Below are 11589 nucleotides of genomic sequence, written 5' to 3'. Positions count from 1 at the left end.
GATCGACTATCTCGCCAAGAGCTTTCCTGTTCGCCTGATGGCAGTGTTCACCGACGAAAACGGCAACCCTCGCTCAGAGCCGATGAGCGACGAGCATGGCGCACCGGTGCTATGCCGCTCCGCACTGGCCGCACGCGACCGGATGATCGAGCAGCTCTGCGCCTTGCCGCCCATCGCCACTGCACTTGATGCCATCATCGAACGCTTCGGCGTTGATCAGGTGGCGGAAGTCACCGGCCGAACGCGCCGGCTCGTCATCGGCCGCGATGGTCGTCAGAAACTCCAATCGCGTTCACCGCGCGCCAACGTTGCCGAGACCCAGGCTTTCATGGACGGCGCCAAGCGCATCCTGGTCTTTTCCGACGCTGGGGGAACCGGGCGCAGCTACCATGCAGATCTTGCCGCCAGGAACCAGGCCCGCCGCGTCCACTTCCTCCTTGAGCCGGGCTGGCGGGCTGACGCCGCAATCCAGGGGCTCGGCCGGACCAATCGCACCAACCAGGCATCAGCCCCGCTGTTCAGGCCGGTGACCACCGACGTGCGCGGCGAGCGCCGGTTCATCTCGACTATCGCGCGGCGACTGGACAGTCTTGGCGCTCTGACGCGCGGGCAGCGCCAGACCGGCGGACAGAACCTGTTTGATCCGGCCGACAATCTCGAAAGCATCTACGCCAAGGAAGCGCTCCATCGCTGGTTCGGGCTGTTGTTCACCGGCAAGCTTGAAGCGGTCAGCCTTGGACGATTTCAGGAGCTGACAGGCCTGCGGATTGAAGCGTCTGATGGTTCAATGGTCGATGACCTACCGTCGATCCAGCGGTGGCTCAATCGTATCCTCGCGCTGCCTATCGCCCTGCAGAACGCAATCTTCGACGAGTTCATGGGGCTGGTCGATGCGCGCATCGATGCCGCCCGGCAGGCCGGCACACTCGACCTCGGCCTCGAGACCATCGCGGTCGAGGACTTCACGGTCCTGTCGGACACGCTGCTGCGCACCGATCCGGCCTCAGGTGCGACGACCCATCTGCTGGAACTGGAGATCGCCAGAGCTCTGAAGCCGCTCACCCTAAAGCGGCTCGAGGCGCTTCACGGCGTCACCGGGCAGCGACAGCGGCCGGTTCGGAACACCCGCTCAGGTCGGGTCGGACTGATTGTGCCCGCCCGCAGTATTCTCTCCGATGACGGTACGCGCGTGGCCCGCTTCGAATTGCTGCGTCCGCTCAAGCGCAGTCACATCACCGAGGATCAATTGGCTGAGAGCAGTTGGGAGGACATCTCCATAGATGCCTTCCGCGATGCATGGGTTGTCGAGGTCGAGGAAGCTCGGATCAGCCACAAGCGCGAGCACCTCTATCTTGCGACGGGCCTCCTGTTGCCGGTCTGGGACAAGCTCCCTTCGGATTTCGTGAGGGTGAGCCGAATCTCAGCGGCGGATGGTCGTTCGCTGCTAGGCCGTGAGGTTCCCGTCCATTGCGTGCCCGAACTGTGCCGGGCGGTGGGTCTCGAACGGGAACAGACGCTTTCCGCCGACGACATTGTCCAGACCGTCCTGGCGACGGGCCGCGCCATGGAATTCGCGGGCCGCGAGAAGCTCATGGTCAAACGCAGCCTGGTCAATGGCTCACAGCGAATTGAGCTGAACGGTTGGAGCGTAGCCCGTCTCGACTGGTACAAGGCCCAAGGCTGCTTTACCGAGATCATCCGCTACCAGACACGGCTCTTCGTGCCGATCGATGGCGCAGCGAGTGTGATTGCGAGACTGGCATCATTGGCGTAGCCACTTGCCAAATGGCATTATTAAGAATATATGATGCCATATGGAGAAATGCCATGCTGGCTCTGCAACCCGTTGATACTGCCGTTACCGCATTCCGTCCCAATCCGATTACCCAGGACGAGGCATCTGCCATGTTCCGGGCAGTCCTCAATCTGTTTGGCAAATGGGAACTGACCGATGAGCAGGCTGCCACTCTGCTCGACATGCCGGTGCGTTCCTATCGGCGATGGAAGGCGGAAGGCCCCGGGCGCGTCTCGCGCGATGGCCGCGCTCGTCTGTCTAACCTTATGGGCACCCATAAGGCGCTCCGGATCATCTTCTCGGAAGCGGCCCGTGGTTATGCCTGGATCAGGGCGGCTAACGATGCGTTCGGCGGAGCCAGTGCGCTAGACGTAATGCTCGGAGGCGAGCTCACCGACATTATGCGGGTGCGTCGCTATCTCGACGCCGAGCGCGGTGGCTGGTGAGCGGAACGGCGGATATCACCGTTTCTAGAGTTGAGTGGAAGGGCGCTGTCAGGATCATCCGCAGTGCCTTTCCACCGATCGACCTGTTCGAGGACATCGCTGATCCAGCCGACTGGCCACTGCTCATCTCGGCAGAGCAGAAGACCAATCCTCGCATCATGGCGACTATTGGTAACCTCGACCTCGTTCCGGTTGACCGCCGCGTTGGCGGCAACGGCGCCTCCTGCCTCATGGCGCCATTCACCCACGTTAGCACCGATCGACCGAGCCGGTTTACGGATGGCAGCTACGGCGTGCTCTACGTTGGGGACCGTTTTGAAACCGCACTGTTCGAGACGATTCACCATCACGCCCGCTTCATGGCCCGAACCCACGAAGCGCCTGGCTGGACGTCGCAATTCCGGGAGATCGTCATGTCGGTCGATGCAGACCTGCATGATTTGCGAGTTCCGACGGGGGAGCCAGTTCCGGCGCTCGATCCCGAAAGCTATGCCGCATCTCAAGCGCTCGCGCGGCACCTCAGGGGCGCGGGATCGGACGGGATTGCCTACCCGAGCATCCGGCATCACGGAGGAGAATGTGTCGCGCTCTTCCACCCCGACTGCGCGTTAAACCCGCTACAGGGGCGGCACCTCGACTATCACTGGGATGGGGCGCACGTTGACCTTGTCCGTGATGCCGGATCGGGCGCTGTCTTCCGGATTGTCGATTTGCCGCCCGATCCCGTCTGACGGCATGAGTTGGGCTTCCCGCCGAGTGCTGTAGGATCTCGGAGCACAGTTTCCGGCCAGCAGTCTCAAATCTGCGATGCAGCCTTCACGAGTTTGTCGAGGGCCTTGTCCGGCGAAACAGGTCCCTTGTACAGCGGGCTACACGGTGTCTCCGCGAGCTTGGCGGAAATCGCCAGAAGGTCGTCGTCATCACCCTTCTCATAGGCATAGGCAGCCAGCCAGAATTCGGCCTGCTTAACGAACTCATTGAGGATGCCAACAACGCTCCGATTCGCAGTCTTTGCGTACCGGACCTGGTCCATCCGCCAGACTTCTTGCGCGATGAATTCAGAAGGGACGCCGTGCTCCTTCAGAACCAGCGCCAATTGTGCAGGGAATCTTCGAGCGAGCGTGGCTGCTGGGGCCAGCGGCATAAGCACGGGAAGAAGCGTCTGTTCGGAAACCAGCAAAGCCACTTGCGGCTTCCAGAATATGGCCGTGGCATACCAGTTGCCCAGTGCGGTGTCGCTTGGCTCAGGCGCAACGATTTCCGGTCTAATCCGATCAAGCAGCTTCTTGGTGCAATGGAGGTGGAACATCGCGGCGAACGATAGTGTTCGGCGTCCAGCGCGTCCACCGAAGCTGCCGGCTTCGCCGCTAAAATGGCAAAGGCCGACCAGAATACGTCGTTTGTCGAACGAAGGGGCAATGATTGCTTCTGTCGCAAGCGTTCATTCGTTCATCCCCGTCGCAGCGGGCGTGGGCATGGCTGGGAGCGGGGGCCATTCTATCGGTCCGATCTTAGTTAAATGGCTTTGGAACGCGACGCTCGCGGTACCGTCACAGGGATGATGGCGTTTTAAGCATGCCGGGTACACGGAACACGATGATGTGCCGCGCCAGCGTGGATCCTTCCGGAATGTAGTCTGTATGCCAGAGGCAATCGGCGATCGTCGGGGGTGGGCCCGGACGGCCCACGAGTTCGAGGATGCCAAGAAAGCCGAGACGCACATTGGTCGCCTGATAGGCGCCAGCCTGCCCGAAATAGGACCTGGCCACTTCACGATCGACAGCGCCAAAATGGCGCTTGAGCTCTGAGATGAACCGCACACCCCCGAACCCGACATAGATATCGCTGCGGCCGGTCGCGATGCCATCCACTTCGGTCAGTACCTCCGCAGTGGTGAGGTTGCCCTTGATGAACTGCCTCAAGTCAGACTGAAGGTCGCCCTCCTTCGCGTCATCCGCTCGCAGATAATCGGTTCGTGGGCCTAGTTGCTTGCGTCCGGCATCTTGGCGGTCTGCGCAGAACATAAGGATCTGCGCCAGCAAGGCGTCAAATCCATCCTTCGTCTCGCCCTGGTAGTCCGTGCACGACGCGACCGCTGCGGTGAGCTCGCGGAAGAGCTGATTGATGACAGGATTGGTGAACCGCTCCGCCTGATTTGCCTGTCGACCGAGAGCAGATTCGAGTGCAGCAGCGGTGATCTGGGGCAGTTGGTCGGCCCCCGGGAGACCATGGAGAACGCTCGTCAGCAGCGGATACGAAGCGTTCTCCTCAGCTTTTCGCGAAGCTTCTGTCTCCTCGCTGCGTCGCTGGACACCAGTCCGAAGTTGTGTCGCAAGGCCAGCCTCTATCCCAAAGAGGTCGGGTTCTCGCAGCAACCGGTCGAGATGTTCCGCTAGCCCGCGCTCGCGGACAAAGGCCGCCTCGATACGCGGTCGCATAAGCAGCGACAGGCCGGGGCCTGCCTTCACGGTTCGCTCCGCGTCATAGACCGCCAGCAAGGCGTTTAGCGTCGCGGCGGCGTTCAGCCAGCTGGGACGCGAGAGATCGTCGACCGCCCGCCGCGCGCCCCGAGCCAGTCCGACCCAGGCGATCTCGCGATCCGCCCGCGGCGCGAGCCAAGGCGGCAGGGACGCTGCCCGCAGCAGAGCCTGTCGGTCGGTGATGGCTCGCTCCAGTCGGGAGAGCGATGCATGCAGATCGGCTGCGCCTGCCTCGTTCCAGAAGCCGCGGATAATGTCGATGATCGCGTCATAGGCGACGGCATCGGCGCGATCCTCGTCGGCCCAGGCGGCTTGCCTGAACAGCAGCTGTGCCGCTTCGAGGCGACCGAGAATGTCGGGCATGGACGCCTGCGCGAGGCCATCGCCCAGCGTGATTAGCCCGAGCTCGAACGCGGCTTCGGCCTCAGCTGAAGGGAGCAGGCGTTCGAGCGCCGCGATGAGATCGCTGCCGCCCCATTGCGTGAAGGCTGCGCCGAGGAGCTTTGCCGCATGAGCTGCGAACAGCTCGCTCGGCGTCCCGTCAATTTCCGTGAGAAGCGCGAGCAGCCGGTGGGGATTCATGGCGTCGGCTAGCGCGAGGCGGAAGAGCGCTTCGAGGGCATAGGCCGCGATCAGGTCGGTCCGCGGATCGGATCGATCGGCGACCTTATCAACTAGGATCGGTGTCAGCGTCCGTCCGAGACGGTCCCGCAGATGCGGGGCCTCGATTAGCAGATGGGCCGCGTCGCGTAGGACCGTGGGCGAGGGCGCTGCTGCGAAGCCATCGGTCAACAAGGAATCGAGTATGGCCTGGTCGGTCTCGGGCGCCGTAACCGTCATCGTCACTAGCACGTCGAGGAAGGGTGCCTGCAACAGTGCATCCCGCTCCAATGCGAGGCGATGGGCGCCGCCAATTCGCTCCAGCGTCACGACCTCTCCTTGCGCGAGGCATCTGGATATCGCGTCGATGACCGTCACGCCGCGACGCTCGCGTGCGCGATCACCACAGATATGCATCCTTATCCGCAATCCGGCACCGGTCCTCGCCGAGCTGACTGACGATCGCCGGCGGATTGGCGCTCGCTACGAGGATCTGGAGGCCCGGCGTCTCCTTCGCGATCGTCTGCAACTCCCCCAGCAGCGCGGCCAGATCGATATCGCTGACCTCCTCGGCGCCCGGCGAGTCGATGATCAGGAGCCCCGGATGGCGCCCAAGGCCGCGCTCTTGGCCGACGCGCAACAAAGCGACCGCCGTCGCGAGCCGCAACCGCAATCGTTCACCCGCAGTGACCTTGCTGAAGCTGGTGCTTTCGCCGCCTTTGGTCAGGGCCAGCGTCGCGTTCGATCCTAGTTTGACGCCCTCGAGCATCCTCACGCCGAGGCGCTGCCCCAATGTGAGGATCTCCTCGCTCAGCCGTTGCAATATGTCGCCGCGGCTCTCGTCATAGGCGGTCTCGGCTTCCTTGGTGGCAGCCCGCACGAGCGCAAGATCAGGGGAGGGCGTCGGGGCCACCGCGTCGATCTTGCGCTCCTTGAGCGCTCCTTCGAGCCGCGCAACGGCTAGCTCCGCCTCCCGCCGCTGCTGGAAGGTTGTCCCCGTCGCCGCTTCCTCCAGCGCTTTGCGCGCTGCATCGACCGCCTTGCTCGCATCATCGGCAAGCCGGCGCAGCGCAGATTCGTGGGCGACGGCGCGCTCCACGGCGGCGCTCGAGGCTTGTGCCCGCCTTTCGCCGGCCTCAATGGTCTCGCTCACCCCCTCCATGGTTTCGACCGGGATGTGCTCGGCGCAAAGCGAGCAGTTGAGATCGACGCTCTCCCGCTTGATGCGCTCGCCCGACACCTTCGCCTCGCAGCGCGGGCAGCAGACCGGCTCCAGTCCGTTGAAGAACTGCTCAGCGACGATATTCTCGCGCAAATTGCGCAGCGCCCGCTCATCGGTATCGGCCACCTCCCGCAGCGCCTTGAGCTCGGCCTGCGCTGTAGCGTGGCGTTTCGCCTGGTCGATCGCGATCGTGGAAAGCCGGGCCACTTCACCTGCCAGTCGCTCAAGCTCTTTTGCCGTTGCCTGCGTCGAACTCAGCCCTGCCAGCGTCTTCTGCGCCGCCGCGAGATCGGCCTCGAGGCGCGTTCGTGCCTTGGCGGTTTCCTCCGCCGCGCGCGCCGCGGCTTTGTTGCTCTGGTCCTGTTCCTGCTCGACCTCCTTCTTGACGGTGCGCGCCTGCATGACCGTCAGCGCCCAGGGGAGCCCCACATACATCTGCAGCATACGCGCGGGCAGGCCACCCATCTGTACGTCACCGAGAAGCAATTTGTGGTCGCCGCCAAAATAGAGCCCGCCCGACAATGCCGTCCAGCCATGTTCGACCGCCATCTTGTCGCCGTCCTTGCCCTGCATCGCGGGAATGGGATCGAGGTCGAGCGTGTTCATCATGAACTGCGACATGCCGGCCGCAAAACCCTCGTCCGACGAAAAGTGATCGACGATGGTTGGCGCGCCACTTGGCCGGATCAGCATCAGTGTACCGGTCGGAACACCGGCATCGACGGTGAACTCGATCCGATAGGGCTGCGCATCGACCAGAAAGTCTAGGGCAACCCAGCTCAGCCATTTGCGGACATCGCCCTGCAGATCCTTGGGCGTGCCGCGCAGGCACCACAGGATGATCTCGATGATGCTCGACTTGCCGGCAAAATTCTTCTCGCTGGTGATCGCCCAGATGCCCGGCTTCAAGCCCTTCCAGCAGAAATCGATCGCGCCCTGCGCCTTGCCGCCCTTCTCGCCCTTGAACGCGATGGCTGTGATGGTGAGCGTCCGCGCCGGGCGCATCGGACGGTCCGCCGTAATGCCCCGCCTGCGAAGCGCTATCTCGGCTTCGGCCGGGCTCATGCCCGCCTTTTCCGCCACCGTCTCCAGCCAGCTTGCCGTCATCGTCCGGCCCTTTCCAATATGGCGTCCAGCCGTTTTCGCACGCGCTCGGTGATCGGCGCGATGATATGGTTGAGCTCGGTCCCGGCATATTCAGCCTGGAGATATTGCCGATCCTTGAGAGCCTTGCCGCCCTTGTCGCCGGCAATGCGCGTGACGATCGCCGCTCGGTCGCGATACCAGGCCAGTTCCGGCGCGGCCTCGGCCAGAGACGCCATTGCCTCGCGCCCCTTGATCGTCAGCAGATAGATATGCTCGCGGATCTGGCCGGGCGAGCCTTGGCGCCTGATCTTCAAAAGACCTGCCGCGACCAAGATCGACAGCGCATTGTCGAGCGGCTCGAAGGCCCCGAAATGATAGCGGATCATCGGCAGACGCCGGAGATCGGGCTCGCGATCATCGAATATTCGTTCGGCCAGATGGATGAGCGATGCGTCGCCCGTTTCCTCGAAGACGGTAAGAAGCTCATTTGCAAGATAGTCCGGATTGCGCATCCAGAAGTCGAGCGCTTGTAGCCGCGACTGCGCGTGCAGCGTAGCAACGACATCCTCGCCCCACTGGTCTGCGTTTGCCGTAGCCCCCGCAGCATCAATACATGCGAGCAACCTTACCGCACTCTGCCGGTCAGACGCCCCAGATACTTCAGACACCACAAGAGGCCCCTGTTCTTGTCTACCCCGGACAGCCCGTCACCATTATGAAGATGATGTAACCCATGAATGCAATTGAAAACCCCAAATCGTTCAAATGTGAAGAAGACCCGTTTCTTGCAGAGAAATAGTCGTGTCGCCATCGTCGCCGCTATGACGCATAGGTTTGCTTGGGGGCTGCCAGTCCGTGATCGGCCCAATATCCGACGCTCTGCGATCCCGGTCGGACACCGGCTTTTGAGAAGACCTGCCATTCGACATTTCGCTGCGGAACGGTCGCTTAGTCCCAGCCATCGTCATCGATCATTGCCGTGCCTGTCGGGATATTCGCTGCGAACGCATGAGAGGGGAGTGGGCTTTGCCCTGATTGAGCCAGTTGGGCGTCGAAGGTCGATGCACCGGGCTCACAATCAGGAGTGTGTCCCATGATCAAATCGATTCCGCTGAACAAGCTCGTTCAATCTCTCCGAAATGTCCGTCGTCACAGCGATCCGGCTGCAGATGCCGAACTCAGAGCGAGCATTGCTGCACACGGTCTGCTGCAGAACCTCATCGTCAGACCCGCCGCCAAGGGCAAGTTCGAGGTCGAAGCCGGGGAGCGTCGCCGCCGCGCCATGCTCGCGCTCGCCGACGAAAAGATCCTCGCCCGCGATCATGAGGTTACATGCCTTGTGCTCGAAGACAGCGCCGAAGTAGCGGTCGAAACCAGCCTTGCGGAGAACTTCCATCGTCTGGCCATGAACCCGGCCGATGAAGCCCAGGCCTTCGCTGCGCTCGTGGCAGGTGGGGCGACTGTCGAGGACGTTGCTCGCCGCTTCGGTCTGACCGTCCGCTTCGTCGAAGGCCGTCTGCGCCTCGCTACGCTCGCGCCGGTCGTGTTTGATGCCCTTGCCTCCGGCCAAATCACCCTCGACATCGCGAAAGCCTTCGGTGCGACCTCTGATCAGGAAATCCAGGCCCGTGTCTTCGAGCAGGTTTCCTCGGCCTACTATGCACCCAACCCCGACAGCATCCGGCGCATGGTCCTCTCCGGGACTGTCCGGGGCAGCGATCCGCGCGCTCGCCTTGTCGGCCGCGATGCCTACATTACCGCCGGCGGCCGGATCGAGCGCGAACTGTTCGACAACGACGACAGCGAATCCTGGGTCGATGTTGCGCTGCTAGAAAGCCTCGCGGCGGCAAAGATGGAAGAGCAGGCCAAAGCCCTCGCCGCCGAGCAGGGTCTTGCCTGGGTCAAACCCACGCTTGATCCCTACGCCAGCCACGATCTGGTCGAAGGGCTGGTTCGGCTTCCTGCCGAACCGGCGCCGCTCACCGAAGCGGAACTGGCGAGGCTCGACGCACTCGATGCCTCCTATGACGAGTATGCGTCGATCCTCGAAGATGAGGATAGCGCCGAGGAAGCCGTGGCGGCAGCCGAAGCTGCCATCGAAGCCATCGAACGCGAATGTCAGGATATCCGAGCCCGACCGCCCGTCATCGCGGCGGAGCTCAAGGCCGAGGCAGGCATGGTCCTGGTGCTCTCCCGCGATGGCACGCCGGTTCTCCAGCCGGTGTTCTACGGCGAGCGTCAGGCTGAACCCGCCGAAGCCGACGATGGGGTCGAAGTCGTTGGTGGCGGGGAAGGTTCGGACAAGCGCCGGACCACCTTGTCCAAGCGCCTGGTTGACGAGCTCGCCATGCAGCGCCGGGACGTTCTGGCGCTGCACGTTGCATCCGACCCCGGTCTGGCGCTCGACATCATGGTCTTCACGCTCGCCGATGCCGATACCCACGACTGGCGGGCGCGGGCTGCGAGTACGCTGCGCGCGCCTGTTCCGGCAGGCCCGATCATCGGCTTCGAAGCCAAGGATGCTCCGGCGAGCAGCGGGCTTGCCGAGTTCCGCTCCAGTCTCGACGAAAGCTGGCGCGCTGGTGACGATGCGATCTCCCGCTTCGATCTGTTTCGGGCGCTGCCCGAGGACAGCCGCGCAGCCTGGCTTGGCTATGTCGTTGCCCGGTCGCTCGAGGCGAGCCTCAACATGGCCGGTGAGCGTCAGCTGCCATTCCAAGATCATCTCGGAAGCCTGATCGGCATCGACATGGCGCAGTGGTGGCGCCCGACAGCGGCCAACTACTTTGACCGGGTGTCGAAGCAGGTGATCCTTGACGCGCTGACTGATGTTGGCGGTCTCGAGCTCTCCTCACGCTTTTCCTCGGTCAAGAAGGGGGACCTCGCGATGAGCGCGGAGCGCGTCTTCTCTGGCACCTACATCACCGAAGTCGAGGTCCGTGAAAAGGCCTTGGCCTGGGTGCCTGAGGTCATGCGCTTCGCCTCCGCTGCGCCGGAGGCGGGCGAAGCCGAGATCGACGCAGCTGATGCTGAGCCTGGTGTCGACGGCGAAATTCATACCCCCCGCGAGCTGGCCGCCTGACCTCCTCCTGACAGGCAAGGCCACTCGTACCTCGAGAAGCGGTCCTTCGGCTAACGCCGGAGGGCCGCTTCCTTTTTGGAAGCAGAGCAGAGGAGGCTCGGGACCCTGTGGCACTGAACGGCGAACCTGTCGCCGAACGTCCAGATGCCGCAATCAGGAGAACGATCATGGCCTATCGCAAGGGGCAAGGCAGCGGCTTGTCGCCCGCCACCCGCATCACCCAGGAAATCATCGCCCGTCTGGAAGCAGGCACCAAGCCGTGGATCAAGCCGTGGCGCGGTGTCCCGGTCTCCCGTCCCTTGCGGGCCTGCGGGATTCCGTACCGCGGCATGAATGTGTTTTGGCTGTGGATGGTCGCCGACATGTGCGGCTACGCTTCGCCATTCTGGATGACCTACAACCAGGCAAAATCGCTCGGAGCCCAGGTTCGCAAGGGCCAGAAGTCGACCATCGCGATCTTCTACAAGAGCTACACCAAGGAGGTCGAAGCCCCCGTTACCGGCGAAAAGACCGACGAAACCCGCCGGGTGCTGAAGGCCTATCCGGTCTTCAATGCCGATCAGGTCGAAGGGCTTCCCGAGCGCTTTCATCCGGCCACGACATTGGAGCTTGTCGAGCCCGAAGGGCGCGAGGCCGAGCTCGACGCCTTCTTCGCTGCCATCCCCGTCAACCTTCGCCACCAAGACTGCGAAGCTTATTATGAACCGACTGCGGATCGCGTCACAATGCCGCCAACGAGCCTATTCTCTGGTTTCGATCACTACTACGCCACGCTCGCACACGAGTTGTCGCACTGGACCGGCCATGCCAGCCGTCTAGGACGTGATCTCAAGAACCGCTTCGGCACAGCGGCCTATGCCGCCGAAGAACTCGTCGCC

At 62.9% G+C, this 11589-nt stretch carries 9 protein-coding genes; 5 read left to right on the top strand and 4 right to left on the bottom strand.

Going from position 1 to position 11589, the window contains the following annotated elements:
- The 3 genes from NSE01_RS20760 to NSE01_RS20750 form a co-directional block, all read left to right on the top strand.
- The coding region (locus NSE01_RS20760) for a strawberry notch C-terminal domain-containing protein (RefSeq protein WP_371863233.1) at positions 1-1774 on the top strand (1774 nt) is incomplete at its 5' end.
- Positions 1775-1827: 53 nt separating this feature from the next.
- The gene (locus NSE01_RS20755) at positions 1828-2241 is read left to right on the top strand and encodes an MbcA/ParS/Xre antitoxin family protein (protein ID WP_147161475.1); all 414 of its coding nucleotides are present in this window, start codon (positions 1828-1830) and stop codon (positions 2239-2241) included.
- On the top strand, positions 2238-2972 hold the full coding sequence (locus tag NSE01_RS20750) for an RES family NAD+ phosphorylase (protein WP_147161474.1): 735 nt from the start codon (positions 2238-2240) through the stop codon (positions 2970-2972). Before NSE01_RS20755 ends, NSE01_RS20750 begins: the two co-directional genes overlap by 4 nt.
- Before the next feature lie 65 nt (positions 2973-3037).
- Here NSE01_RS20750 and NSE01_RS20745 read toward each other — a convergent pair whose 3' ends face one another.
- The 4 genes from NSE01_RS20745 to NSE01_RS20730 form a co-directional block, all read right to left on the bottom strand.
- A complete protein-coding gene (locus NSE01_RS20745) occupies positions 3038-3550 on the bottom strand; it encodes a DUF6933 domain-containing protein (protein ID WP_147161473.1) in 513 nt (170 codons plus the stop codon).
- Positions 3551-3791: 241 nt separating this feature from the next.
- Positions 3792-5699, bottom strand: coding sequence for a hypothetical protein (locus NSE01_RS20740; RefSeq protein ID WP_147161472.1), 1908 nt, complete (start codon positions 5697-5699; stop codon positions 3792-3794).
- A gap of 22 nt (positions 5700-5721) precedes the next feature.
- Complete coding sequence (locus NSE01_RS20735; protein WP_246135314.1) at positions 5722-7452, bottom strand: coiled-coil domain-containing protein; 1731 nt, start codon at positions 7450-7452, stop codon at positions 5722-5724.
- A 194-nt stretch (positions 7453-7646) separates the two neighbouring features.
- Positions 7647-8297, bottom strand: coding sequence for a hypothetical protein (locus tag NSE01_RS20730; protein ID WP_170233923.1), 651 nt, complete (start codon positions 8295-8297; stop codon positions 7647-7649).
- A gap of 425 nt (positions 8298-8722) precedes the next feature.
- Between NSE01_RS20730 and NSE01_RS20725 the strand changes: the two genes are divergently transcribed.
- Positions 8723-10711, top strand: a complete 1989-nt coding sequence (locus tag NSE01_RS20725) for a ParB/RepB/Spo0J family partition protein (RefSeq protein ID WP_147161469.1) — start codon at positions 8723-8725, stop codon at positions 10709-10711.
- Between the two features lie 167 nt (positions 10712-10878).
- Positions 10879-11589, top strand: a 711-nt coding sequence (locus NSE01_RS20720) for an ArdC family protein (protein ID WP_147161476.1), incomplete at its 3' end; no start/stop codon positions are given.

The organism is Novosphingobium sediminis, assembly GCF_007991615.1.
Classification (GTDB): Bacteria; Pseudomonadota; Alphaproteobacteria; order Sphingomonadales; family Sphingomonadaceae; genus Novosphingobium; species Novosphingobium sediminis.
Note: the sequence above shows the minus strand (reverse complement) of the source record. Positions and strands in the feature narration are given on the sequence as shown.